Genomic DNA, 23,497 nt, shown 5'->3' on the forward strand with positions numbered 1-23,497 from the left:
CCTCGCGAGCTCGGTCACGAGGCGACTCCGACGGGCTCGAGGCGCAGGGAGCGGCCCAGGCGGGCCTGCTCCTCGGGCGGCAGCAGGGCGACGTAGTCGTCGCGGAAGTACTTCAGCGAACTGGTGATGCAGCTGGTCGCGCCGTCGCCGAGGGCGCAGAACGAGCGGCCGAGGATGTTGTCGCAGGTGTCGGTGAGCAGGTCGAGGTCGGCGGCGGTGCCGTGCCCGTCGACGAGGCGCTGCAGCACCTGCACCAGCCAGTAGGTCCCCTCGCGGCACGGGGTGCACTTGCCGCAGGACTCGTGCGCGTAGAACTGGGTGAACCGCAGGGTGGCCTCGACGATCGAGTCGGTCTCGTCGAACACCATGAGCGCGGTGGTGCCGAGCATGGAGCCCGCGGCGGCCACGGAGTCGAAGTCGAGCGGGACGTCGAGGTGCTCGGCGGTGAAGTACGGCGTCGACGAGCCGCCCGGCGTCCAGAACTTCAGCTCGTGCCCGGCGCGGACGCCGCCGGCCATCTCCAGCAGCTCGCGCATCGTGGTGCCCATCGGGGCCTCGTACTGACCGGGGTGGGTGACCCGGCCCGACAGCGAGTAGATCTTCGGCCCGGGCGACTTCTCCGGCCCGAACTCCTTGAACCACTCGGCGCCCCCGCGGACGACGAACGGCACGGTGGCCAGCGTCTCCACGTTGTTGATCACCGTCGGGGCGCCGTACAGGCCGGCGACGGCGGGGAACGGCGGCTTGAGCCGCGGCTGGCCGCGGTAGCCCTCGAGCGAGTCGAGCAGCGCCGTCTCCTCACCGCAGATGTAGGCGCCGGCGCCGGCGTGCACGACGAGCTCCAGGTCCCAGCCCGAGCCCAGGACGTCCTTCCCGAGGTACCCGGCGGCGTAGGCCTCCTCGACGGCGGACACCAGGCGCCGGTGGGCGTGCACGGCCTCGCCGCGGACGTAGATGACGGCGAACCGGCAGCGGATCGCGTACGCCGAGATGATCACGCCCTCCACCAGGGAGTGCGGGTCGGTCATCATCAGCGGCAGGTCCTTGCAGGTGCCCGGCTCGCCCTCGTCGGCGTTGACCACGAGGTACTTGGGCAGCGCGGCCGGCCCCGTGGGCGTCTCCCCCGGCTTGGGCTGCGGGATGAAGCTCCACTTCATGCCGGTGGGGAAGCCGGCGCCGCCGCGGCCGCGCAGGCCGGAGTCCTTGACCAGGGAGACCAGCTCGTCGGGCTCCATGGTCAGCGCGGTGCGCAGCGCGGAGTAGCCGTCGAGGGACTCGTAGGTGGACAGCCGCCAGGGCTGGTCGGCGCCCCAGCGGGAGGTGAGGACGGGGGTGAGGGGCATGGGTCAGGCCTCCCGGGTCGCGGGCCCCTGGCCGGAGGTGCCCGGCTCGGTGCCCGCGGGGGTGTCGGGGGTGGGACGGGGGCCGCCGGGGGTGCGCCGGCCGTACTCGGTGCCCCGGTCGGGGTGCGTCTGCGCGGCGCCGGCCCGCTCGGCGGGGTTGTCGGCCGCGGCGACGCGGGCGTCGGCGGCCTCCTCCTCGGGGGTCCCGCCGGTGCGCCCCGGGGGCGCCACGGTCTGGGCGGGCTCGCCGGCGTCGGCCGGCTGCGGCTCGGGGCCGGTCATCGGCGGGGCGGCCTCGCCGCGCTCGGCCGCCAGCCGGACGCCGGCCAGCGTGGGGCCCCACTCCCCCGGCGCGTCGACGGCGGCCGCCGCGGCCGCGGGGTCGGCGTGCTGGGAGAACCCGGCGAGCTGGCGGGAGACGCCGCGGAAGTCGGTGAGCGGCGCGCCCCGGGTGGGGAGCGGCTTCTCGCCGCGGCGCAGCGCCGCCACCAGCGCCCGGGCGCTGTCGACGTCCTGCTGGTCGTAGAACTCGTAGTCGACGGTGACCACGGGGGCGTAGTCGCAGGCGGCCAGGCACTCGGCGTGCTCGAGGGTCACCGACCCGTCGGCGGCGGTCTCGTCGTGGTGGACGCCGAGGTCGTCGGAGAGGGCGTCCATGATCCGCTGCCCGCCGAGGACGGCGCACAGCGTGTTGGTGCAGACGCTCACGATGTGCCGGCCGGTCGGGTGGCGCTTGTACATCGTGTAGAAGGTCGCGACCGCGCCCACCTCGGCGCGGGTCAGGCCCAGCTCCTCAGCGCACAGCGCGATGCCCTCGGGGCTGACGTAGCCCTGGTAGCTCTGCACCAGGTGCAGCATCGGCAACAGCGCCGAGCGCGGCTGCGGGTAGCGCGTCATGATCTCCCGCGCCTCGAGCCGGGTCTGCTCGGTCAGCGGCGGCAGGTCGGCGTGCGCGGGCTCGACGGGGCTGTCGACCAGCCCCGTCGTCGCCGCGCCCTCCGCCGATCCGGGCAGTGCGGTCACCGGTCGACACCCCCCATCACCGGGTCGATCGAGGCGATCGCGGCGATGACGTCGGCGATCATGCCGCCCTCGCTCATGGCCGCGGTGGCCTGCAGGTTCACGAAGCTGGGATCGCGTACGTGGACGCGCCACGGGCGGGTGCTCCCGTCGCTGACCACGTGGTAACCGAGCTCCCCGCGCGGCGACTCGACCGGCACGTACACCTGCCCGGCCGGCACCCGGAAGCCCTCGGTGACCAGCTTGAAGTGGTGGATCAGGGCCTCCATCGAGGTGCCCATGATGTGCCGGACGTGGTCGAGGGAGTTGCCCATGCCGTCGGCGCCGAGCGACAGCTGCGCGGGCCAGGCGATCTTCCTGTCCTCGACCATGACCGGGCCGGGCTCGAGCCGGTCGAGCGCCTGCTCGACGATGCGCAGCGACTCCTGCATCTCCGCCATCCGGACCAGGAACCGGCCCCAGGCGTCGGAGGTGTCGGCGGTCGGCACCTCGAAGTCGTAGGTCTCGTAGCCCAGGTAGGGCTCGACCTTGCGCAGGTCCCAGGCCAGGCCGGTGGCGCGCAGCGGCGGGCCGGTGACGCCGAGGGCCAGGCAGCCGCTGACGTCGAGGTAGCCGACGTCCTTGAGCCGCCGCTGCCAGATCGGCTGCCCGGTGAGCAGCTTGTGGTAGCCGGCCAGCTGCTCGGGCATGATCCGCAGCCACTCGCGGATCGACTGCTCGGCGCCGGGGGGCAGGTCCTGCGCGACGCCGCCGGGGCGGATGTAGGCGTGGTTCATCCGCAGGCCGGTGATCTCCTCGAGCAGGTCGAGGCACAGCTCCCGCTCACGGAAGCCGTTGGTCATGCCGGTGAGCGCGCCGAGTTCCATGCCGCCGGTGGCCAGGCACACCAGGTGCGAGGCGATCCGGTTGATCTCCATCACCAGGACGCGGATGGTCTGCGCCCGCTGCGGCACCTCGATGCCGAGCAGCTTCTCGACGGCCATGCAGTAGCCGGCCTCGTTGAACAGCGGGGCCAGGTAGTCCATCCGCGTCACGAAGGTCGTGCCCTGCGTCCAGGTGCGGTACTCGGTGTTCTTCTCGATGCCGGTGTGCAGGTAGCCGATGACCACCCGCGCCTTGGTCACCGTCTCGCCCTCGAGGTCGAGCACCAGCCGCAGCACGCCGTGCGTGGAGGGGTGCTGCGGCCCCATGTTGACGACGAGGCGCTCCTCGCCGGTGAGGTCGCTGCCGAAGGCCTGGTCCCAGTCGCCGCCGGTGACCGTGTAGACGCGGCCCTCGGTGGTCTCGCGCGACCCGGCGTACGGGTCTGCGCCGGCCGGGGTGGTGGCGGTCACCGGTAGCTCCGGCGGGTGTCCGGCGGCGGGATGGTGGCGCCGTGGTACTCCACCGGCACGCCGCCCAGCGGGTAGTCCTTGCGCTGCGGGTGCCCGTCCCAGTCGTCGGGCATGAGGATCCGGGTGAGCGCCGGGTGCCCGTCGAAGACGATGCCGAACATGTCGTAGGTCTCCCGCTCGTGCCAGTCCGCCGTCGGGTAGACCGACGACACCGACGGGACGTGCGGGTCCTCGACGGTGACGGCCACCTCGAGCCGGATCCGGCGCCGGTAGGTCATCGACGTCAGGTGGTAGACGACGTGCAGCCGCGGCCGGCCCGGCGTGGTCACCGGCCCGCCGCTGCCCTCGTAGTCGACGCCGGAGACGCTGCTGCACAACTCGAAGCGCAGCGCGTCGTCGTCGCGCAGCGCCCGGATCAGGCTGAGCAGGTGCTCGCGGGCGACGAAGTAGGTGATCTCCCCGCGGTCGACCAGCACCCGCTGGACGGCGGCGGCGTAGGTGGCCTCGCCGACCGCCTCGGCCAGCGCGTCGGTGACCTCGTCGAACCAGCCGCCGTAGGGCCGCTCGGTGGAGTGCAGCGCCACCGCGCCGCCGGGCTCGACCCGTACCAGGCCGCCGAAGCCGGAGGTGTCGCCGCTGCCGGAGACACCGAACGCGCCCTTGCGGAAGCCCCCGGACGGGGCCGCGACGCCCTGGCTCGCGTCGGCGCCGCTGCGGTCGCCGGGGCCGGTCACCGGGTGCCACCGTACTGCTCGGGCAGCAGGACGGCGTTGCCACCGCGGCGCTCGATGAGGAACTGGCCGGTGCGGCCGGCCGCCGCGGCCTCCTCGTAGGCCCGGCGGGCCTCCTTGTCGGCGCGGATGCTCGAGGGCATCTCGACCAGCAGGTCGCGGGCGCGGCCCTCGGCCCGGTCGAGCTCGAGCTGGCGGGCCCGCTTGGCACCCAGCGGCTCGTTCTGGATCTTGTGGTGGAGCTTGAGGATCGCGTCCATCAGCATCTCCGGGCGCGGCGGGCAGCCGGGCAGGTACATGTCGACGGGGACGACGTGGTCCACGCCCTGCACCACCGCGTAGTTGTTGAACATGCCGCCGGAGCTGGCGCACACGCCCATGGCGAGCACCCAGCGCGGCTCGGGCATCTGGTCGTAGATCTGCCGCAGGACCGGCGCCATCTTCTGGCTCACCCGGCCGGCGACGATCATCAGGTCGGCCTGGCGCGGGGAGGCCCGGAAGACCTCCATGCCGAAGCGCGCGAGGTCGTAGCGGCCGGCGCCGGTGGCCATCATCTCGATGGCGCAGCAGGCCAGGCCGAAGGTGGCCGGCCACAGCGACGACTTGCGCGTCCAGTTGACGAGCTTCTCGACCGTCGTGAGCAGGAAGCCGCTCGGCAGCTTCTCCTCGAGACCCATGTGTGTCAGCTCCCCGCCGTCAGTCCCACTCGAGGCCGCCGCGGCGCCAGACGTAGGCGTAGGCGAGGAAGACGGTGGCGATGAAGACGACCATCTCGACCAGGCCGAACAGCCCCAGCGCGTCGTTGGCGACGGCCCACGGGTAGAGGAAGACGATCTCGATGTCGAAAACGATGAAGAGCATCGCCGTCAGGTAGTACTTCACCGGGAACCGGCCGCCCTGGAGCGGCTGGTCGACCGGCTCGATGCCGCACTCGTAGGCCTCGAGCTTCGCCCGGTTGTAGCGGCGCGGGCCGACGTACGGCGCGACCGCCACCGAGAACAGCGCGAAGGCCGCGGCGAGCGCGAACAGACCCACGATCGGGACGTAGGCCGACAGCACCGGCGCCTCCCTCGGCGACTCAGACGCTTGTGAAGAATTTCACAAACTGGTGCATCGAGCCTATGCCGCGTCCCCGGGGGATGGAAGCGCCGGGGGTGAGTGAGTTCACATCGGGCGGTCACGGTCCGGTCACGGACCGCCGCGACGAGGCCTCAGACGGAGGGCGTCAGCCGGGTGAGGACGGCGACGGCGCGGTCGAACCGGTCGCCGTCGCGGCCGTCGGAGAGGTTGCCCATCAGCCGCAGCGCCGCGTTCACCATCGCCGGGCGCTTGAGCCCGTGCGCCGTGGCGAAGCGGACGAGGCCGGGGCGGTCGAGCAGCGCCAGGAACGCCGTCCCGAGCCGGTGGTGGCGGCCGTAGGCCTCGCGCAGCCGCTCGGGGTAGGCGCGCAGCACCGCCTCGCGGGCCGGCCCCTCCGGCGCGCGCAGGGCGGCGGCGGCCGTCTCGCCGGCCATCCGGCCGGTCTCCAGCGCGTAGCTGATGCCCTCGCCGTTGAACGGGTTGACCACGCCCGCGGTGTCGCCCGCCAGCAGCAGCCCGCGGGTGTAGGCGGGGCCGCGGTTGAGCGCCATGGGCAGGCCGGCGCCGCGCAGCGGGGTGACCGCGTGCTCCTCGCCGAGTTGCCACTCCGGCGGGAGCGTGGCCAGCCAGCGGCGCAGCACGGTGCGCGCGTCGGTCTCCCCGCCGCGGCGGGTGTCGAGCAGGCCGAAGCCGACGTTGGCGGTGCCGTCGCCCATGCCGAACGACCAGCCGTAGCCGGGCATCGAGTCGGCGGTCGGGCCCTCGGCGGAGAGGTCGAAGGAGATGTCGAGGTAGTCGTCCTCGCCGCGCGGCGTCTCCACGTACCGGCGGACGGCGACGCCGAGCGGGCGGTCCTCGCGGCGGGTCAGCCCGATGGCCTTGGCCAGCCGGCCCGACAGCCCCTCCGCGGAGACCACCAGCGGCGCCCGCCAGCTGACCGGCTCCTTCCCCGGCCCGGCCTGGGCGCGCACGCCCGCGACCCGGCCCGCGTCGTCGAGCAGCGGGTCGGTGACGGTGACCTCCTGCTCGAGCCGGGCGCCGGCGGCGACGGCGTGCTCGGCCAGCACCGGATCGAGATCGCGGCGAGCGCGGATGAGGCCGTAGGAGGGCCAGGAGTCCAGCTGCGGCCAGTCGACCTCGACGACCTGGCCGCCACCGAAGACGCGCAGCCCCCGGTGCCGCACCCAGCCCGCCGCCGGGGAGACGTCGACGCCCATCTCGTCGAGCGCCTTGACCGCGCGGGGCGTGAGGCCGTCGCCGCAGACCTTCTCGCGCGGGAACCGGGCCTTCTCCAGCACGACGACGTCGAGCCCGGCGGTGGCCAGCGCCCAGGCGGCCGCCGACCCCGCGGGGCCGGCACCCACCACGACGACGTCGGCACTGCCCCCGGCGGTCGGACTCGTCACGCGCTGGCCCCCTCGGTGCTCGGTCGCGGCCCGGGCGGACCGACCGTCCGAGCCTAGGCGGGGCCCCGGCGGGCGGCGGAGGCGAGCGCGGCGACCACCTCGTCGTCGCCGGTCTCGCCGAAGTCGTCGTACCAGCGGCCCACCGCGCCGAACGGCCGCGGGACGAGCAGGCGGACGACGGCGTCGGCGTCGAGGGCGACGCCGGGCGCGGCGACCGGGACGGCGACGACGACCGCCGCCGGACCGGCGCGACGCACCGCGGCCAGAGCGGCGCGCATCGTGGCTCCGGTGGCCAGCCCGTCGTCGACGAGGACGACGGTGCGCCCGGCCGGCTCCGGAGGCGGGCGGTCGCCGCGGTAGGCCGCGCGGCGGCGGTGCAACTCGGCGAGCTCCGCGCGCCGGACCTCCGCGGCGGCCGCCTCGTCGACGTCGACCCGCGCCAGCACCTCCTCCACGGCGACGCTCTCGACGGTCTCCCCGACCGCGGCGAGGGCGCCGGTGGCCAGCTCCGGCCGGCCGGGCAGGCCGAGCTTGCGGACGGCGACGACGTCGAGCTCCGCGCCGAGGGCCGCGGCCACCTCCGCGGCGACGAGCACCCCGCCGCGGGGCAGCCCGAGGACCAGCGCGCCGGCGTCCAGCGGGACGGCGGGCGCGGTGGCGGGGTCGGTCAGGCGCGCGGCGAGCTGCCGGCCGGCGTCGCGCCGGTCGGCGAACGGCGGCGGGCCCACCGCTGCCGCCGGCTCAGACCGGCTGGGGCCCCGCCGGCGGGGGCGCGGTCGGGTCGGTGGGGCTCGGCTGCGGCAGCGGGGCCGGCGACGGCGGGGAGATCGGGTCCACCGGGGACGGCGACGGGCCGGGCGGCTCGGGCGCCGGGAACGGGTCGGTCATGGACCGACGCTAGCCCCGTGGACGCCGGCCGGCGGCCCTGTCCGCGCGCGGCGGACGCCGCGGCCTCCCGCGATCATGGGACGCCGGTGGCGACACACCGACGGCGTCCGGCGTGTCCCCACGCGGACTTCATGATCGCGGGAGGGGTGCGCCTAGGGGCGGCGGGCGCGGTGCAGCGCGACGATGCCGCCGGTGAGGTCGCGCCACTCGACGTCGACCCAGCCGGCCGCCTGGATGCGGGCGGCGAGCGCCGGCTGGTCGGGCCAGGCCCGGATCGACTCGGCGAGGTAGACGTAGGCGTCGGGGTTGCTGCTCACCGCGGTGGCGATCCGCGGCAGCGCCCGCATGAGGTACTCGGTGTAGACGGTGCGGAACGGCGCCCACGTGGGGCTGGAGAACTCGCAGACGACGAGCGTGCCGCCCGGGCGCACCACACGGGCGAACTCGCGCAGGGCCGCGTCGGGGTCGGCGACGTTGCGCAGGCCGAAGGAGATGACCAGCCCGTCGACGCTGGCGTCGGCCAGCGGCAGCGCCATCGCGTCGCCGGCCACCATGGGCACCGGCCGCCACGCGCCGGCGCGCAGCATCCCCTGCGAGAAGTCGCAGGCCACCGCCCGGACGCCGCCCGCGGCGAGCTCCACCGTGGAGACGCCCGTGCCGGCGGCCACGTCGAGCACGACGTCGCCCGGCCGGGCGCCCAGCGCCTCGCGGGTGGCCCGCCGCCAGGAGACGTCGCGGCCGGCGGACAGGACGGTGTTGGTGAGGTCGTAGCGCCGCGCGACGCCGTCGAACATGGCCGCGACCTCGTGCGGCTGCTTGTCCAGACCGGCCCGCCGACCGGCGGTGTGTGCGCTCTCTCGCCGGTCCGTCACGGCACCGACGCTACCGGCCTGCCTACGCTGGGGAGCGTGACAGCCGCGGCGGTGACCTCCCCGGACGCCGTCGCGCCCGCGGTCACCACGGTCGCGCTGCCCGACGCCCCCGACCTGCTGACGCTGCTGCCGCGCGAGGGCGCCCTGTCGTGGGTGCGCCGCGGCGAGGGCCTGGTCGGCTGGGGCGAGGCCGACCGTCTCGAGGTCTCCGGTCCCGGCGCGCTGGCCGAGGCCGCCGCCTGGTGGGCCGACCGCAGCGCCGCGCTCGCCGTCGACGACGCCGTCGGGGTCCCCGGCTCCGGTCCGGTCGTGTTCGCGAGCATCGCGTTCGACCCGGCCGCGGGGACGTCGGTGTTCGTCGTCCCGGAGGTCGTCGTCGGCCGCCGCGGCGGGGTCGCGTGGATGACCACCACCGGCGACGCCGACCCGCGCGACCTGCCCTCCCCCGCTCCGCTGCCGCCGGCGCCCGCGCGGCTGCGCTACGCCGACGGCGCGCTCGACCCGGCGTCCTGGTGCGGCGCGGTGTCCGCCGCCGTCGCGCGCATCGGCGACGGCGACCTCGCCAAGGTGGTGCTCGCCCGCGACCTGCTGGTCACCGCCGACGTGCCGCTCGACGCCCGCCGGCTGCTCGACCGCCTGGCCGCCCGCTTCCCCGACTGCTGGACCTTCGCCGTCGACGGCCTGCTCGGCGCCACCCCGGAGCTGCTGCTGCGCCGCACCGGGCGGCAGTTGTCGGCCCGGGTGCTCGCCGGCACCGCGCCGCGCGGCGCGGGGGCCGACGACGAGCGGCTCGCGGCGGGGCTGCTGGTCAGCTCCAAGGACCGCGCCGAGCACGCCCTCGCCGTCGACTCCCTGGTCCGCGCGCTCGACCCCTTCTGCACCGCGCTGTCGGTGCCGGTGGAGCCCTCGCTGCTGACGCTGCCGAACGTGCGGCACCTGGCCACCGACGTCGTCGGCACCCAGCGCCGCTCCGGCGGGCGCGGGCGCGCCGGCCTGCTGGACCTGGTGGACGCCGTGCACCCGACGGCCGCCGTCTGCGGCACCCCTCCCGACGTCGCGCGCGCGGTGATCGGCGAGCTCGAGGGCATGGACCGCGGCCGCTACGCCGGACCGGTCGGCTGGCTCGACGCCCGCGGCGACGGCGAGTTCGGCCTGGCGCTGCGGTGCGCGCAGCTGTGCGACGACGACCCCGCCTCGGCCCGGCTGTTCGCCGGGTGCGGCATCGTGGCCGGCTCCGACCCGGCCGCCGAGCTCGCCGAGACCCAGTCGAAGTTCGCCGCCTTCCAGGCCGCGCTGGAGAGCTGATGCGGCTGGTCCCCGACCTGCGCTGGGACCACAACGCGCACTACCGGCCCCTGCTCCTGCGCGCCGTGCCGCGCGGCGCCGGCCGGGTGCTCGAGGTCGGCTGCGGCGCCGGTGACCTCGCCGCGGCGCTCGCGCGACGGGCGGCGCGGGTGGACGCCGTGGACCGCTCACCGGAGATGGTCGCGGCGGCCCGCGCACGGGTGCCCGGGGACGTACAGGTCCTCGAGGCCGACGTGCTGGCCCTCCCCCTGCCGCGCGACGCGTACGACGCCGTCGTCGGCATGAGCGTGCTGCACCACCTGCCGCTGGAGGAGGCACTGCGGGCCCTCGCGGCGGCGCTGCGCCCGGGCGGCGTGCTGGCGATGGTCGCGCTGCCCCGCACCGACCTGCCCCACGAGCTGCCGGTGGAGCTCGCCGCGGCGGTCGCGGACCGCGCCGTGGGGCTGTGGCGGGCCGTGCGCGGCCTGCCCGTCGAGCTCCCCGCGCCGGGGATGCCGATGCGGGACCCGGAGCTCACCGTGCGGGAGGTGCGGGCACGGGCCCGGGCGGTCCTGCCGGGCGTGCGCGTCCGCCGCCTGCTGTTCTGGCGCTACGGGCTGGTGTGGCGGCGTCCGGGCTGAGCGCCGGGGAATCCGGTCGGCAGGGGCCATCGGCCCTGGTTGGGTGGCCCGGTGCGTCCCGTCCCGACCGTTCCCGGCGACCGCTCCCTGCCTCCCCCGTTCGACCACCCGCACGCCTCCGCGGAGGCCCGCGCGATCGCCGAGCGGGGGACGGTCCTGCGTGCCCAGGTCGGGTCCGGCGTCCACGGCACCTCGGTGGCCGGCCAGGACGACCGCGACGAGATGGGCATCTGCCTCGAGCCGCCGGAGTTCGTGACCGGCACCGGCCGGGTGCCGGCGGGGCTGTCGACGACGGCGACCGTGCCGTTCGAGCAGTACCACCGGCACACCGCCTGGGACCGGCCCGGCGGGCTGGCCAACCGCTCGGGCGCCGGTGACCTCGACGTCGTCGTCTACTCGGCGCGGAAGTGGGCGCGCCTGGCGCTGGGCGGCAACCCGACGGTCCTGCTCCTGCTGTTCGTGCCGGACGAGGAGGTCGTGGTCCGCACGGAGACCGGGGCGGAGCTGGTGGCGCACGCCGACCGGTTCGTCTCGCGCCTCGCGGCCGACCGCTTCCTCGGCTACCTGCGCGCCCAGCGGGCGGCGATGACCGGCGCCCGCCCCGGCCGGGCGGAGCTCGTGGACGCGCACGGGTTCGACGTGAAGTTCGCGACGCACGCGCTGCGGCTCGGGCTGCAGGGCGTCGAGCTGCTGCGCACCGGCCGGATCACGCTGCCGGTGCCCGAGCCCGACCGCGCGTACCTGCGGCGGGTCCGCCGCGGCGAGGTGCCGCTGGCCGAGGTGGTCGCGGCGGTCGACGACGCCGAGGCGCGGCTGGTGGCGCTGCGCGACAGCCCGGCGGTGCCGCCGCTGCCCGACCGGGCCTGGGTCGACGGCTGGCTCCACCGCGCCCACCTCGCGTACTGGGCGTCGCTGTCCTGAGCCCGCCCCGGTACGACGAGGACCCCGGCCGCGGGCGGCCGGGGTCCTCGTGTCGGGCTGTCGTCAGCCGACGTAGTTCACGTGCACGTGGTCGAAGTGGTTCGCGGTGACGCCACCGCGGTCCTCCATGGCACGCCACGCGCCGTCGGGCGAGGTGAGGATGCGCTGCTCCCAGATGACGTACTCGACGCCGAGCTCGTCCCAGTGGTCCACGTGGTACTGCGCGATGGCGTCGCCGAGGGCGGCGTCGCTCATGACCATGTAGTCCAGGGCCTTGCCCGAGGGGTGGCCGTCGGGGTCGACGGCGCTGGGCCGGGTGCCGCCGAGGGTGATGTCGCCGGCGCCGGGGACGGCGCTGACGACGGCGTTCGCGGCCGCCTGCACCGCGGCGTGGATCGGCCCGGAGCTGTTGGTGATGGTGGCGACGGCGGCGACCGGGGCGGGCGCCGCGGCGACCTCGGGGGCGGCCTCGGCGAGCGGGGCGACCTCGCCGGCGGGCGCGGACTCCCCGGCGTTCGAGCCACCGGCGGGGGCCTCGGCCGGGGCGGGGCTCTGGGCGGGGGTCTCGGCCGGCGCCTCGGCGGCGGGGGCGGCGGGCGCGGCGGCCGGGGCCGCCCCGCTCACCGCGAACACCTGACCCGGGAAGATCAGGTTCGGGTTGCTGCCGATGACGTCGACGTTGCGCTCGTACAGTTCCCGCCAGCTCTGGGCGTGGGCGGCGGCGATCTCGGCGACGGTGTCGCCCCAGCGGACGGTGTAGTCCTCGGTGTCGGCCTCGACCGAGGCAGCCTCGGCCGGCGCGGCCTCGGCAGGCGCGGCCTCGGCAGGCGCGGCGGTGGCGGCCTCCGGCGCGGGGGCGGCCTCCGGCACGGGGGCAGCCTCCGGCGCCGGGGCCTCGGCGGCGGGCGCAGCCGGGGCGGCGGGCGCGGCCGGGGCGGCGGGCGCCTCGGCGGCGGCCGCGGTGGTGCCGTCGGCCAGGTACTTCCCGCAGGACGGCCAGGCGCCGATGCCCTGCCCGGCGAGGACCGCCTCGGCGATCTCGACCTGCTGGGCCGGGGTGGCGAGGTCGGCGCGCGGGGCGAGCTCGGTGCCGCCGAACGCGGCCCAGGTGGACTGGCTGAACTGCAGGCCGCCGTAGTAGCCGTTGCCGGTGTTGATCGACCAGTTGCCGCTCGACTCGCACTGGGCGACACCGGACCAGTCGTGGCCGGTGGAGGCGGAGGCGGGCGAACTGAGGACGCCCAGACCGACGACGGTGGCGCCGGCGGCGACAGGGGCCTTGGCGATGACCTTCTTGGTGCGGACGTAACGGGGTGCGCGGTGCTTGGACATGGTGATGATCTCCCGATCACCGCCGGCGAGGTGAGCTGTCGGGTTCGGGCGATCGGTGCCCGGCCGCGGGACGCGGCTTCACCCCGGAGACGCGTTCAGGTCAGGCCCCCGTAGGCCGTCACGCGCCGGAAGTGGGTCCCCCACCCCTGCCCTGGGAGTTGACGTGAGCGACCGGTGGGCAGGGTTTGGCGGACCGGGCGCCGCGCTCCTGTTTGCTGAGCGCGACCGAAACGTTACATACCGCTTTGGTAACTGTCGTCGTGTTGACACTCACAGTGGACGGCGTCCGGCGTGTCGGTCATCCGTCGTGTACCCGGGCGCGAGCGATCGGTCAGCGCCTCCGTCGCGTGACGAGCGCGCAGCTCACGCAGCAGGTCGTCGGTGACCTCGACCCCGGCCCCCGCCGCGGCGGGCACGTCCCGGGAGTACTGCTCGTAGCCCGGGGGTGTGTAGGGACACAGCGCCCGGACCTCCACCGCGCCCCCGTCGCGGAACCCGTGCAGCGCCCCGCGCGGCGCGTGTGCGAGGTCACCCGGCCGCAGCACCGCCTCGCCGTCGTCGGTGGACACCGTCAGCTCCCCGGCGAGGACGACGAAGGTCTCGTCGTGGGCGTGGTGCACGTGCGGCCGCGCGCCCACCACGCCAGGCGGCACGGCGAACTCCTCGACACCCAGGCGGCCGCCGGTGCCGGCGCCGGTCAGGGCGACCGGTGCAGCACGCCCGCCGCCGGGACCACCTCCCCCTGGCCGGCGCGGACCACGACGGCGCGAGGGACGACGGCGCGGGGAACGGCCTCCTCAGCCACCGGCGAGCGCCCCGGAGGCCGCCTCCCGCAGGGCGACGGCGAGGCCCGCCTCCGCGCGCTGGTCGGTGCGGACGACGACCACCCGCGGCCCGCCCAGCGCCAGCGCCCCCGGCAGCTCACCCGCGGCGGTCACGGCGGTGGCCTCCCAGCCCAGGGCCCGGGCGACGGCGACCAGGTCACGCCCGTGCGGCGTGCCGAACACCCGCCGGTAGTCGCGCTCGTACGCGGGCCTGCCCGGCTCGAGCTGGGCGAAGATCCCGCCGCCGTCGTTGTCCGGGACGACCACGGTGAGGTCCGGCCGCGCCTCGCCCTCGCCGGTCAGCAGGCCCTGGAGGTCGTGCAGGAAGGTCAGGTCGCCCATGAGCGCGACCGCGGGGCCGCCGTGCACCAGCGCCGCCCCGATCGCCGTGGAGATCGTCCCGTCGATACCCGCCACGCCCCGGTTGGCCAGCACCGCCACGTCCCCGCGCGGCACGGCGAGCCGGTCGACGTCGCGCACCGGCGTCGAGGAGCCGAGCACCAGCAGGGCGCCGGCGGGCAGCGCGGCGACGACGTCGCGGGCCAGCCGCGCGGCGGTCAGGCCGGGCGCGTCGTCGAGCAGCGCGTCCACGGCCGCGCCCACCCGCCCCGCGGCGGCCCACCAGGCGGCCGCCCACGCGGGGTCGGCCGGCGGCCCGGACGGCGGCACAGCTCGGGTGACCGAGGTGCTGGAGCGGGCGGGGTCGGGCCAGCGCGGGCCGGTCACCACCGTCTCCACCCGCACGCGCGGGTCGGCCAGCAGCGCCGACACCGGCCGGGACAGGGTCGGCCGCCCGACCACGACCACCCGCGCGGGCCGGTGCTCCGCCAGCCAGTCCGGCGCACCGAGCAGCAGTGCCCCGCCGCGCACGGCGTCGCCGGTCCACGCGCCCCCGCTGGGCTCGGCCACCACCGGCCAGCCCGCGGCCGCGGCGCCGTCGGCCCAGGCCCGGCCGGAAGCGGACGGCCCGTCGCCGGCGACCACCAGCGTGCGCGGGGCGTCGGGCAGCGGGTCCCCGCCGGCCGGCGCGCCCGCCCCGCCGGTCCACGGCCCGCCGTCGTCGCGCCCGGCCCAGGGCCCCGCGAGCGGGCCGGGCTCCTCCTCGGGCAGCAGCGGGTCCCGCAGCGGCAGGTCGAGCTGCACCGGGCCGGGGTCGCCGGACATGGCGCCGGTGGCGGCGAGCAGGGCGCGGGAGACGACCGAGCGCCAGTAGCGGTTCTGCGCGGCCTCGCGGCCGGCCTCGGGCACCCCGACATCGGCCGCCCAGCGCACCGCGCCGCCGTAGAGGCCCGGCTGCTCGATCGTCTGGTTGGCGCCGGTCGAGCGCAGCTCCGGCGGCCGGTCGGCGGTCAGCGCGAGCAGCGGGACCCCGCTGGTGTCGGCCTCGAGCACGGCGGCGTGCAGGTGCGCGGTCGCCGTCCCGGAGGTGGTGAGCACCGGCACCGGGCGGCCCGAGGCCCGGGCGAGGCCGAGGGCGAGGAAGGACGCCGTCCGCTCGTCGATGCGCACGTGCAGCCGCAGCAGACCGGCCCGCTCGGCCGCGGCGAGGGCCAGCGCCACCGGCGCCGAGCGCGACCCCGGGGCGACGACGGCGTCGCGCACCCCGCCGCGGACCAGCTCGTCGACCAGCACGCGGGCGAACGCGGTGGAGGGGTTCACGCGGCCAGCACCGCCGCGAGCCGCTGCGCCCACCGGCCGGTGACGTCGTCGGGCGCGGTCACCTCGGCCAGCCGGTCGGGCTCCACGGCGCGGACGGGCAGCGCGCCGTCGACCGGCAGCAACGGGTCGGCCGTCACGTCGCCGACCAGCAGCGCGACGGTGGCCAGCCCGCAGGCGAACGGCAGCTCGGGCAGCGCGGCGGCCAGCGCCACCCCGGCGGCGATGCCCACGGAGGACTCCAGCGCCGAGGACACCACGCACGGCAGCCCGTGCGCCTCGGCCACCCGCAGCGCCGCGCGCACGCCGCCGAGCGGCTGCACCTTGAGGACGACGACGTCGGCGGCCTCGCGCAGGTCCACCGCGAGCGGGTCCCCGGCGCGGCGCACGCCCTCGTCGACGGCGACCCGCACGTCGACCCGGCGGCGCAGCGCGGCCAGCTCCTCCAGCGTGGCGCAGGGCTGCTCGGCGTACTCGAGGCCGACGCGGTCCAGCTCCCGGATGCGGGCGACGGCGGTGTCGACGTCCCAGGCGGCGTTGGCGTCCACCCGCACCGCCCCGGCCGGGCCGAGCGCGTCGCGGACGGCCTCCACCCGGGCCAGGTCGTCGGCCGGCGTCTGCCCCGGCTCGGCCACCTTCACCTTCGCCGTCCGGCAGCCCGAGGCGGCCGCGATCGCGTGCGCCCGCTCCGCGCCGACCGCGGGCACGGTGACGTTGACGGGGACGGCGTCGCGCACCGGTGCGGGCCAGCCCTCCAGCGCGGCCTCGGCGGCGGCGGACCACCACCGCCGGCTCTCCTCGACGCCGTAGTCCCAGAACGGGGAGAACTCGCCCCAGCCGGCCGGCCCGCGCACCAGCACGCCGTCGCGGACGTCGATGCCGCGGAAGCGGGTGCGCATCGGCACCGACCACACCGCCGTGGCCGTCGTCCCGGGCGGGAGCGGCACGGAGGTGATCACGCCGGCAAGCGTAGGCCGGGCGGGTCGTACCCTCGGGGATCGTGCCCCGGCAGCTCACCGTCCTCCCCGCGCCGGAGGCCCCCGCAGACGTGCTGGGCTCCGTGCTCCCGGCCGTCCGCGCCGCGCTCGACGGCGCCGCGCCCCTGGCCGTGCTCCCCGCCGGCCCCGCCGCTGCGGCCGCCCGGGAGGTGCTCGCGCCGGAGGAGCCGCTCGAGGACGGCGCCGACCTCGTCGTCGTCACCTCCGGGTCCACCGGCGGCGGGCGCGGCGTCCTGCTGCCGGCCTCGGCGCTGCGGGCGTCGGCGACCGCCACCCTCGACCGGCTCGGCGGGCCGGGCACCTGGCTGCTGGCGCTGCCGGTCTCGGCGATCGCCGGGCTGCAGGTGCTCGTCCGCTCGGCGCTGGCCGGCACCCGCCCGTCCGTCCTCGCGCCCGGGGAGGCCCTGGCCACCGCCGTCGCCCGGATGCCCGCCGGCCGCCGCTACACCGCGCTGGTGCCCACCCAGCTGCGCCGGTACCTGGAGCGCGAGCCGGAGGTGCTGCGCACCTTCGACGGGGTCCTCGTCGGCGGCGCGGCCACCGACGCCGCGCTGCTGGCCCGCGCCCGCGAGGAGGGCGTGGCCGTGGTGACCACCTACGGGATGAGCGAGACCGCCGGCGGCTGCGTGTACGACGGCGTCCCGCTCGACGACGTCCGCGTCCGGGTGGACGACGGCGGGATCGCGATCGCCGGTCCGGTGCTCGCGCTCGGCTACCGCCGCGACCCGGAGGGCACCGCGGAGGCCTTCCCCGGCGGGGAGTTCCGCACCCGCGACGCCGGCACGATCGGCCCCGACGGGCGGCTGACCGTCACCGGCCGGCTCGACGACGTCGTCGTCACCGGCGGGGTCAACGTCGCGCCGCAGGCCGTCGAGGGCGCGCTGCGCGAGCACCCCGACGTCGCCGACGCGGTCGTGTTCGGCCGGCCCGACGACGAGTGGGGCCAGCGCGTGGTGGCCGCCGTCGTGCCCGCACCCGGGGCGGCCCCCGAGCTGGCCGCCCTGCGGGCGTGGGTGGCCGGGCGCCTGGGCGGGCCGAGCGCGCCGCGGGAGCTGCACCTGCTCGACGCCGTGCCGACGCTGCACACCGGCAAGCCCGACCGCCGCGGCGTCGCGGCCGCGGTGACCCGCTGATGGCCACCCCGGCGCAGTGGGTGGCCGGCGCCCGGCCCCGCACGCTGCCCGCCGCCCTCGCGCCCGTCCTGGTGGGCACCGGCGCGGCCGCTGCGCTCGACGGCTTCCGGCTGGTCCCCGCGCTGCTGGCGCTGCTGGTCGCCCTCGCCCTGCAGGTGGCGGTGAACTACGCCAACGACTACTCCGACGGCGAGCGCGGCACCGATGCCGACCGGGTGGGGCCGATGCGGCTGGTCGGCTCCGGCGCGGCGCCCGCCCGGCAGGTGCTCACCGCCGCGCTGCTGTCCTTCGCCGTCGCGGGGGTCGCGGGCCTGGTGCTGGCGGCGTTGTCGAGCTGGTGGCTGGTCGCCGTCGGCGCGGTGTGCATCGCCGCGGCCTGGACCTACACCGGCGGCCCGCTCCCCTACGGGTACCGGGCGCTGGGCGAGGTGTTCGTCTTCGTGTTCTTCGGCCTGGTCGCCGTCGCCGGGACGACGTTCGCGCAGACCGGCCGGATCGAGGGCCTGGCGCTGGCCGCCGCGGTGCCGGTCGGGCTGCTGTCGGTGGCGCTGCTGGTGGTCAACAACCTGCGCGACGTCGAGGGCGACGCGCAGGTGGGCAAGCGCACGCTCGCGGTGCTGCTCGGTGGCGCGCGGACCCGGTTCCTGTACACCGGGCTGCTCGCGGCCGCCTTCGCCGTCGTCGTCGCGATCGGCGTCGTCCGGCCCTGGGCGCTGCTCGCGCTGGCCGCCGCGCCGCTCGCGGTGCCGCCGTCGCGGGTGGTGCTCTCCGGCGGGCGCGGCCCGGCGCTGATCGCGGCGCTGCAGGCCACCGGCCTGCTCACGCTCGCCACCGGCGTCCTGCTGGCGGCGGGCCTCGCGCTCAGCGGCTGACGGCGGTCAGGCGGGCTGGTCGCCCGACAGCCGGGTGCGGAACTCCTCCTTGGCGCGGCGCTTCTCCTCCGCGCGCATGACCAGGGCCACGCTCAGCTGCTCGCGGGAGCGGCGGAGCAGGAAGTAGGCCACCGGCATCGACAGGACGAGGCCGAACAGCAGGCCCGACCAGAAGTCGAGGCCGACCATCCACAGCACGACGGTCAGCAGCGCGAAGACCGCCAGCCGGCCGACGGTGTGCATCACCAGCCAGGGCAGCACCTTCGGCCGCGGCAGCGGCTTGCCGTCGGGGCCCACCGGGGTGCGCGCCTGCTCAGTCATGACGTCCCTCCCACTTGGTCGAGAGCACCACTGTCGTCCGGGTGCGGGCGACGCCCTCGATCCTGTTCAACGCGTTGATGGCGGCCTCCAGTGCCGGGATGTCGGTCACCCGCACCTTGAGCACGTAGCCCTCGCTGCCGGCCACCCGCCAGCAGTCCTCGACCTCGGGCATCGCCCGCAGCGCCGCCTCGACGCCGGTGTCGTCGACCGAGTCGCTCTCGATCACGCCCACCAGCGCGGTGACGTCGAGGCCGAGGGCGGCCGGGTCGACGACGGCGCGGTAGCCGGTGATCACCCCGGCGGTCTCCAGCTTGCCGACCCGCTCGTGCACGGCCGGCGCGGAGAGGCCGACCTGGCGGGCGAGCTCGGCGTAGCTGGCGCGGCCGTTGGCGCGCAGCAGGTCGATCAGCTGCCGGTCGACGGCGTCGATGGGGCACTCCGTCCGGGAGGGGGCGAGGGACCGGAGGCGGCGTGCCGCGCTCCGCCCTCGGAGTATCCCCGCGGTCGTACAGTGGCGGGGAGACGAGGAGGTGAGCCCGGTGGCTCCGTTGTTCCTGCTGGTGGTCGCCGTGGTCGTGGTCCTGCTCGTGATGCGGGCGACCGCCGCGGCCGGCCGCGAGGTGCGCCCGCAGCGCCCGGCCAACCGTCCGCGTCCGCCGCGCGCCACCCGGCCGGTCGCGCCCGACGACGACCCGGAGTTCCTGCGCGAGCTCGGCCGCCGCGCCCACCGCGACGACGGGTCGCCCGCCTAGTCGCCGGCCTGGCCTCGGTCGCCGGCCCAGCGGCCGGCGACGTCGCTCAGGCGGGGGTGCCGCCGAAGATCCGGCGCCAGCCGCGCCGCGTGGGCGGGTCGGCGTCGTCCCCGGGCCCGTCCCCGAGGACGTCCCGCGGGTCCGGGACGGCCGGGACGGCGTCCATGCGCGTGGTCTCCCGCAGCACGTCCTCCGCGGCCTCCACGACGGCCCGCTCGGCGTCCCCGTCGGCGTCCGGCTCGGCGTCCCGCTCGTCGGCCTCGGGGGCGCTCACGGGCTCGCCGGCCGGCGAGGCGTCCCCGGCCCGGTCCAGCCCGCCGGGCCAGCCGAGGCCGCCCCCGGTGGTGGTGTCCCCGGGCCAGCCCAGGCCGCTCTCGGTGCCGCCGTCCGTGCCGCCGCCGGACGAGCCGTCGGCGGTGGCGTGGCGGGTCGTGGACCCGGCGCTGTCCTGCGACGCGAGCGCCGCGGCGACGATCGGGTCGGTGCCTGCTCCGTCGGCGGCGGCGTGCCTACCCACGGTCAGCCCCCGTGCGTGCGGTCATGGCGACAAGTGGAGCACGCAGCGGGAGCCGCGGGCGCCCGGACCCCGAACGGGAGGGACGGGACGCGTGTGCTGGGACGGGTGGGGCAGAAGTCAGTTGACCCCGCCGTAACTGTGCAACCCGGTGGACACCATGTTCACGTAGAGCAGGTTGAAGACCATGACCGCGAGGCCCACCACGTTCACCCACGCCGCGGGGCGGCCGCGCCAGCCGGCGGTCGTGCGGGCGTGCAGGTAGGCGGCGTAGACCACCCACGCGATGAAGGCCCAGGTCTCCTTGGGGTCCCAGCCCCAGAACCGGCCCCAGGCGCTCTCGGCCCAGATGGCGCCGGCGATGACGGCGAAGGTCCAGATGGGGAAGCCGAAGACGGCGGTGCGGTGCGCGACGCGGTCGAGCGTGGCCGCCGACGGCATGCGGGCCACCAGCCGCGAGGACGACGGGTCGCCGCCGCGGGCCTCGAACCGGGACCGGACCAGGTAGAGCACGCTCGCGATGCCGCTGACGAAGAAGACGCCGAAGCCGAGGATCGCCGTCGAGACGTGCACGGCGAGCCAGCTCGAGCGCAGCGCGGCCACCAGCGGGCCGCCCTCGACGTAGAGGAACAGGCCGATCGCGACCATGCTGACCACGACCGGGGCCAGCACGAACAGGCCCAGGTGGCGCAGGCCCGGCGAACGCAGCGCCAGCACCAGGAAGGCCACGACGGCGACCAGCACGACGGCCGTGGCGAACTCGTACATGTTGCCCCAGGGCAGCCGGTCGGTCGCCATGCCGCGGGCGACCAGCACGCCGGCGTGGGTGAGCGCCCCGACGGCGGCGAGCAGCATCGCCACCCGGCCCCAGCGGCGCACCGACGGCGGGTCCTCGGGCAGCGCGCCCGCGTCCGTGTCCACGGTGGCCGGCGGAGTGGCCGGCGGGACGACCTCGGTGCCGCCCCCGCCGGCGGTCACCAGCGCCCGCTCCCGGGCCGGGCGGCGGCCGAACGCCAGCTGCGCGCAGAACGCGACGGTGGCCAGCGAGTAGAGGCCCACGCTGGTGGAGAACAGGGTGTCCGACAGGCCGGACAGCTGGTCGGGGGTCACGCGGATGTTCCTCCGGTCGAGGATGCGCCCATGGACGGGGCGCGGTGGGCGCGGGCGGCGCCTCGGCTGGCGAGGACCGCCCGCAGGTCGTCGGTGAGTGCCGCGAACCGCGGCGCGCCGTCGCCGCTGCCGCGGGTCAGCGCACCGACGTCGAGCACCGTACCGCCGGTGGCGGGGTCGGTGTCGGCGCGGGCGAAGACCCGCTCGCGGCGCAGCAGCAGCATCCCGAGCAGGCCGGCGAGCACCGCGATCGCGGCGCCGAGCACCCACACCTGGCCCGGGTCGTGCGAGAACTGCAGGGCGGCGAACTCCGAGTACCCGTCGAAAGTCACCGTGGTGCCGTCGGGCAGGACCAGCGACTCCCCCACCGACAGGTTGCCGCGGGCCACCTCGGTGAGCCGGCCGCGCTCGATCTGCGACTGGTCGAGGGAGTAGACCGACTGCGGCAGCCCGGAGTCCAGGCCGAGGTAGCCCTGGTAGGCGACGACCGCCACCTGCGGCGCGAGCGGCCGCGGGTCGATCGAGGTCAGGATGTCGTCCTGCACCAGCCCGGTGGGGGCGAAGAAGCCCTGCAGCGCGAGCTGGTCGTCCGCGCCGGCGCCGAGGTCGGGCAGCTTGAGCGCGCCCTCGCTGGACATCGTCGACTGCTCCACGGGCAGGAACGGCGCGGAGACGTCGGCGAAGGTGCGCCCGTCGGGCAGTGTCACGGTGAACCGCGGGCTGAAGCCGTGGCCGGTCACGTAGACGCGGTCGCCGTCGACCCGCAGCGGGTCGTTGACGCCGATCACCTCGGGGCTGCCCTCCTCACCGGGGGCGCCGTACGTGATGTCGGCGGTGAACGACGCCGCCGTCAGGTTCTCCTCGTACTCCGCGCGGAAGTCCTCGAGGCCGACGCAGACCGGCGAGAGGTCGCCGCTGTCGACCAGCGCCCCGGACGAGTAGGTGTCGTACTGCTGGAACGAGTTGCAGAACCGCTGGCCCTCGGTGACCAGGATGCTGCCCTCGTAGCCCCACAGCTTGCCGCCGGCCAGGCCGAGCAGCAGCGCCACCAGCGCCAGGTGGAAGACCAGGTTGCCGGTCTCCTTGAGCAGCCCCTTCTCCGCCGACAGCTCGGCCACGCCGGCGCGCTCGCGCCGCACGACGCGGTAGCGGCGCACCCGCAGTTCCTCCTCGACGGCGTCGAGCGCGTCGGCGGCCGGCAGCGCGGGATCCAGCCGGGCGGAGTCGGGCAGGCGCGTGAGCCGGCGCGGGGCCGGGGGCGGCGGGGTGCGCAGCGCGCGGGCGTGCTCGAGCGCGCGCGGCAGCACGCAGCCGATGAGCGAGACGAACAGCAGCAGGTAGACCGCGGCGAACCACGGCGAGCTGAAGACGTCGAACAGGTAGAGGTCGTCGAGCACCGGCGCGAGCGTCGGGTGGTCGGCGAAGTACTGCTGGACGTTGGCCTGCGACAGCGACCGCTGCGGCAGCAGCGAGCCGGGGATGGCGGCGAGCGCGAGCAGGAACAGCAGCACGATCGCCGTGCGCATGGCGGTCAGCCGCCGCCACTGGCGCAGCAGGAAGCCGCCGACCCGGCGCGGCGCCGAGGGTCGGGCGGGTGACGGCGGCGGCGCGGCGGCCGGCCGCGGCGGGGCGGTGGTGGTCACAGCGCCGACTCCCCCAGCCCGGTGGCGGCGAGCCACGCGCGCAGCCAGGCCATCAGCTCGGTCCACGCGCCGGTGACCAGCAGCAGGCCGACCAGCACCAGCACCGCGCCGCCGAAGCGGGTGACCGCGCGGGCGTGCCGGCGCAGGAACGTCGTCGCCCCGACCGCCCAGCGGGCGCCGAGGGCGACCAGCACGAACGGCACCCCGAGGCCGAGGCAGTAGGCGACCGACAGCAGCGCGCCGCGGCCGGCGGTGGCCTCGGTGTAGGCCAGCGAGTAGACCGCCGACAGCGTCGGGCCCAGGCACGGCGTCCAGCCGAGGCCGAAGACGACGCCGAGCAGCGGCGCGCCGGCGAGGCCCGCGGCCGGGCGCACCGACAGCCGGGCGGTGCGCTGCAGCAGCGGCAGCCAACCGAGGAAGGCCAGTCCGACGACGATGACGACGACGCCCATGACCCGGGTGATCACGTCGTCGTACTGCACGAGCAGCCGGCCCAACCCGCCGAACGCGGTGCCCACGGCGACGAAGACGGCGGTGAAGCCGAGCACGAACAGCAGCGCGCCGAGCACCATCCGCCCGCGCGGGGAGCGCTCGTCGGTGCGGACGGCGGTGGCCGTGGCCCCGGGCGCCGCGCCGTCGCCGGCGGGCGCGGGGGCCGTGCGGACCCCGCTGCCGACCAGCCCGGTGACGTAGGAGAGGTACCCGGGCACGAGCGGCAGGACGCAGGGCGAGGCGAAGCTGACCAGCCCGACGAGGGCGGCGACGGCGGCGGCGACCAGCAGCGGCCCGTCGGTGACCAGCGCGGCGAACTCCTGTCCCACG

26 protein-coding genes and 1 riboswitch are annotated in these 23,497 nt (G+C 76.6%); of the genes, 6 read left to right on the forward strand and 20 right to left on the reverse strand.

The window, feature by feature from the left end:
- Positions 1 to 14 precede the first annotated feature (14 nt).
- From nuoF to ACI79X_RS09445, 10 genes are all read right to left on the reverse strand, one after another.
- Positions 15 to 1,343, reverse strand: coding sequence for an NADH-quinone oxidoreductase subunit NuoF (gene nuoF, locus ACI79X_RS09400; RefSeq protein WP_457025133.1), 1,329 nt, complete (start codon positions 1,341 to 1,343; stop codon positions 15 to 17).
- A gap of 3 nt (positions 1,344 to 1,346) precedes the next feature.
- Complete coding sequence (nuoE, locus tag ACI79X_RS09405; RefSeq protein ID WP_457025134.1) at positions 1,347 to 2,366, reverse strand: NADH-quinone oxidoreductase subunit NuoE; 1,020 nt, start codon at positions 2,364 to 2,366, stop codon at positions 1,347 to 1,349.
- The gene (locus tag ACI79X_RS09410) at positions 2,363 to 3,697 is read right to left on the reverse strand and encodes an NADH-quinone oxidoreductase subunit D (RefSeq protein ID WP_457025135.1); all 1,335 of its coding nucleotides are present in this window, start codon (positions 3,695 to 3,697) and stop codon (positions 2,363 to 2,365) included. The genes nuoE and ACI79X_RS09410 overlap by 4 nt, the downstream gene beginning before the upstream one ends.
- Positions 3,694 to 4,431: an NADH-quinone oxidoreductase subunit C gene (locus tag ACI79X_RS09415; protein WP_457025136.1), complete on the reverse strand. Its 738-nt coding sequence runs from the start codon at positions 4,429 to 4,431 to the stop codon at positions 3,694 to 3,696. The genes ACI79X_RS09410 and ACI79X_RS09415 overlap by 4 nt, the downstream gene beginning before the upstream one ends.
- The gene (locus tag ACI79X_RS09420) at positions 4,428 to 5,105 is read right to left on the reverse strand and encodes a NuoB/complex I 20 kDa subunit family protein (RefSeq protein WP_457025137.1); all 678 of its coding nucleotides are present in this window, start codon (positions 5,103 to 5,105) and stop codon (positions 4,428 to 4,430) included. The genes ACI79X_RS09415 and ACI79X_RS09420 overlap by 4 nt, the downstream gene beginning before the upstream one ends.
- A 19-nt stretch (positions 5,106 to 5,124) precedes the next feature.
- Positions 5,125 to 5,487 carry an NADH-quinone oxidoreductase subunit A gene (locus tag ACI79X_RS09425; RefSeq protein WP_425432421.1) on the reverse strand — a complete coding sequence of 121 codons (363 nt, stop codon included), beginning with the start codon at positions 5,485 to 5,487 and terminating at the stop codon, positions 5,125 to 5,127.
- A 152-nt stretch (positions 5,488 to 5,639) separates the two neighbouring features.
- Positions 5,640 to 6,914 (reverse strand): geranylgeranyl reductase family protein, encoded by a 1,275-nt coding sequence (locus tag ACI79X_RS09430; RefSeq protein WP_457025138.1) that lies wholly within the window; start codon positions 6,912 to 6,914, stop codon positions 5,640 to 5,642.
- Between the two features lie 53 nt (positions 6,915 to 6,967).
- Positions 6,968 to 7,642 carry a phosphoribosyltransferase family protein gene (locus tag ACI79X_RS09435; RefSeq protein ID WP_457025139.1) on the reverse strand — a complete coding sequence of 225 codons (675 nt, stop codon included), beginning with the start codon at positions 7,640 to 7,642 and terminating at the stop codon, positions 6,968 to 6,970.
- Positions 7,643 to 7,655: 13 nt separating this feature from the next.
- The gene (locus tag ACI79X_RS09440) at positions 7,656 to 7,802 is read right to left on the reverse strand and encodes a hypothetical protein (RefSeq protein ID WP_175562904.1); all 147 of its coding nucleotides are present in this window, start codon (positions 7,800 to 7,802) and stop codon (positions 7,656 to 7,658) included.
- A gap of 152 nt (positions 7,803 to 7,954) precedes the next feature.
- Positions 7,955 to 8,674 carry a demethylmenaquinone methyltransferase gene (locus ACI79X_RS09445; RefSeq protein ID WP_457025140.1) on the reverse strand — a complete coding sequence of 240 codons (720 nt, stop codon included), beginning with the start codon at positions 8,672 to 8,674 and terminating at the stop codon, positions 7,955 to 7,957.
- A gap of 36 nt (positions 8,675 to 8,710) precedes the next feature.
- Between ACI79X_RS09445 and ACI79X_RS09450 the strand changes: the two genes are divergently transcribed.
- The 3 genes from ACI79X_RS09450 to ACI79X_RS09460 are packed head-to-tail and all read left to right on the forward strand — an operon-like array spanning position 8,711 to position 11,520.
- Entirely contained in the window at positions 8,711 to 9,979 is a 1,269-nt protein-coding gene (locus ACI79X_RS09450) for an isochorismate synthase (RefSeq protein WP_457025141.1), read from the forward strand.
- Positions 9,979 to 10,599 carry a methyltransferase domain-containing protein gene (locus ACI79X_RS09455; protein WP_457025142.1) on the forward strand — a complete coding sequence of 207 codons (621 nt, stop codon included), beginning with the start codon at positions 9,979 to 9,981 and terminating at the stop codon, positions 10,597 to 10,599. The genes ACI79X_RS09450 and ACI79X_RS09455 overlap by 1 nt, the downstream gene beginning before the upstream one ends.
- A gap of 51 nt (positions 10,600 to 10,650) precedes the next feature.
- Positions 10,651 to 11,520 (forward strand): nucleotidyltransferase domain-containing protein, encoded by an 870-nt coding sequence (locus tag ACI79X_RS09460; protein WP_457025143.1) that lies wholly within the window; start codon positions 10,651 to 10,653, stop codon positions 11,518 to 11,520.
- 63 nt (positions 11,521 to 11,583) lie between these two features.
- On the opposite strand, the gene ACI79X_RS09465 is transcribed toward ACI79X_RS09460, so the two are convergent.
- The 4 genes from ACI79X_RS09465 to ACI79X_RS09480 form a co-directional block, all read right to left on the reverse strand.
- Positions 11,584 to 12,852 carry a transglycosylase family protein gene (locus ACI79X_RS09465; protein ID WP_457025144.1) on the reverse strand — a complete coding sequence of 423 codons (1,269 nt, stop codon included), beginning with the start codon at positions 12,850 to 12,852 and terminating at the stop codon, positions 11,584 to 11,586.
- A gap of 4 nt (positions 12,853 to 12,856) precedes the next feature.
- Positions 12,857 to 13,026, reverse strand: a riboswitch (cyclic di-AMP (ydaO/yuaA leader).
- Positions 13,027 to 13,085: 59 nt separating this feature from the next.
- Positions 13,086 to 13,505, reverse strand: a complete 420-nt coding sequence (locus tag ACI79X_RS09470; RefSeq protein ID WP_457025145.1) for a cupin domain-containing protein — start codon at positions 13,503 to 13,505, stop codon at positions 13,086 to 13,088.
- 144 nt (positions 13,506 to 13,649) lie between these two features.
- Positions 13,650 to 15,335 carry a 2-succinyl-5-enolpyruvyl-6-hydroxy-3-cyclohexene-1-carboxylic-acid synthase gene (menD, locus tag ACI79X_RS09475; protein ID WP_457025146.1) on the reverse strand — a complete coding sequence of 562 codons (1,686 nt, stop codon included), beginning with the start codon at positions 15,333 to 15,335 and terminating at the stop codon, positions 13,650 to 13,652.
- A complete protein-coding gene (locus ACI79X_RS09480; RefSeq protein ID WP_457025147.1) occupies positions 15,332 to 16,291 on the reverse strand; it encodes an o-succinylbenzoate synthase in 960 nt (319 codons plus the stop codon). Before ACI79X_RS09480 ends, menD begins: the two co-directional genes overlap by 4 nt.
- Positions 16,292 to 16,332: 41 nt before the next feature.
- Here ACI79X_RS09480 and menE point away from each other — a divergent pair, with 41 nt between their 5' ends.
- Together menE and ACI79X_RS09490 are read left to right on the forward strand one after the other, a co-directional pair.
- Entirely contained in the window at positions 16,333 to 17,463 is a 1,131-nt protein-coding gene (menE, locus tag ACI79X_RS09485; RefSeq protein WP_457025148.1) for an o-succinylbenzoate--CoA ligase, read from the forward strand.
- Positions 17,463 to 18,335, forward strand: coding sequence for a 1,4-dihydroxy-2-naphthoate polyprenyltransferase (locus ACI79X_RS09490; protein WP_457025149.1), 873 nt, complete (start codon positions 17,463 to 17,465; stop codon positions 18,333 to 18,335). Before menE ends, ACI79X_RS09490 begins: the two co-directional genes overlap by 1 nt.
- Before the next feature lie 6 nt (positions 18,336 to 18,341).
- Here ACI79X_RS09490 and ACI79X_RS09495 read toward each other — a convergent pair whose 3' ends face one another.
- Both ACI79X_RS09495 and ACI79X_RS09500 read right to left on the reverse strand, forming a co-directional pair.
- Positions 18,342 to 18,656, reverse strand: coding sequence for a DUF4229 domain-containing protein (locus ACI79X_RS09495; RefSeq protein WP_457025150.1), 315 nt, complete (start codon positions 18,654 to 18,656; stop codon positions 18,342 to 18,344).
- Positions 18,649 to 19,299, reverse strand: a complete 651-nt coding sequence (locus ACI79X_RS09500) for an Lrp/AsnC family transcriptional regulator (RefSeq protein ID WP_457025151.1) — start codon at positions 19,297 to 19,299, stop codon at positions 18,649 to 18,651. The genes ACI79X_RS09495 and ACI79X_RS09500 overlap by 8 nt, the downstream gene beginning before the upstream one ends.
- Between ACI79X_RS09500 and ACI79X_RS09505 the strand changes: the two genes are divergently transcribed.
- Positions 19,196 to 19,408 (forward strand): hypothetical protein, encoded by a 213-nt coding sequence (locus tag ACI79X_RS09505; RefSeq protein ID WP_457025152.1) that lies wholly within the window; start codon positions 19,196 to 19,198, stop codon positions 19,406 to 19,408. The genes ACI79X_RS09500 and ACI79X_RS09505 overlap by 104 nt on opposite strands.
- Before the next feature lie 46 nt (positions 19,409 to 19,454).
- Here ACI79X_RS09505 and ACI79X_RS09510 read toward each other — a convergent pair whose 3' ends face one another.
- The 4 genes from ACI79X_RS09510 to ACI79X_RS09525 form a co-directional block, all read right to left on the reverse strand.
- Positions 19,455 to 19,925: a hypothetical protein gene (locus tag ACI79X_RS09510; protein WP_457025153.1), complete on the reverse strand. Its 471-nt coding sequence runs from the start codon at positions 19,923 to 19,925 to the stop codon at positions 19,455 to 19,457.
- 117 nt (positions 19,926 to 20,042) lie between these two features.
- Complete coding sequence (gene ccsB, locus ACI79X_RS09515) at positions 20,043 to 21,032, reverse strand: c-type cytochrome biogenesis protein CcsB (protein ID WP_457025154.1); 990 nt, start codon at positions 21,030 to 21,032, stop codon at positions 20,043 to 20,045.
- Positions 21,029 to 22,675 (reverse strand): cytochrome c biogenesis protein ResB, encoded by a 1,647-nt coding sequence (gene resB / locus ACI79X_RS09520; RefSeq protein ID WP_457025155.1) that lies wholly within the window; start codon positions 22,673 to 22,675, stop codon positions 21,029 to 21,031. The genes ccsB and resB overlap by 4 nt, the downstream gene beginning before the upstream one ends.
- On the reverse strand, positions 22,672 to 23,496 hold the full coding sequence (locus ACI79X_RS09525) for a cytochrome c biogenesis CcdA family protein (protein ID WP_457025156.1): 825 nt from the start codon (positions 23,494 to 23,496) through the stop codon (positions 22,672 to 22,674). Before ACI79X_RS09525 ends, resB begins: the two co-directional genes overlap by 4 nt.
- Between the last annotated feature and the right edge of the window lies 1 nt (position 23,497).

Source organism: Geodermatophilus sp. SYSU D01119, from assembly GCF_054049975.1.

Excerpts from the sequence above, each read along its gene's own strand:
- nuoF (WP_457025133.1), bottom strand. The coding sequence starts at position 1,343 with ATGCCCCTCACCCCCGTCCTCACCTCCCGCTGGGGCGCCGACCAGCCC.
- ACI79X_RS09420 (WP_457025137.1), bottom strand. The coding sequence starts at position 5,105 with ATGGGTCTCGAGGAGAAGCTGCCGAGCGGCTTCCTGCTCACGACGGTC.
- ACI79X_RS09440 (WP_175562904.1), bottom strand. The coding sequence starts at position 7,802 with ATGACCGACCCGTTCCCGGCGCCCGAGCCGCCCGGCCCGTCGCCGTCC.
- ACI79X_RS09455 (WP_457025142.1), top strand. The coding sequence starts at position 9,979 with ATGCGGCTGGTCCCCGACCTGCGCTGGGACCACAACGCGCACTACCGG.
- ACI79X_RS09465 (WP_457025144.1), bottom strand. The coding sequence starts at position 12,852 with ATGTCCAAGCACCGCGCACCCCGTTACGTCCGCACCAAGAAGGTCATC.
- ACI79X_RS09490 (WP_457025149.1), top strand. The coding sequence starts at position 17,463 with ATGGCCACCCCGGCGCAGTGGGTGGCCGGCGCCCGGCCCCGCACGCTG.
- ACI79X_RS09495 (WP_457025150.1), bottom strand. The coding sequence starts at position 18,656 with ATGACTGAGCAGGCGCGCACCCCGGTGGGCCCCGACGGCAAGCCGCTG.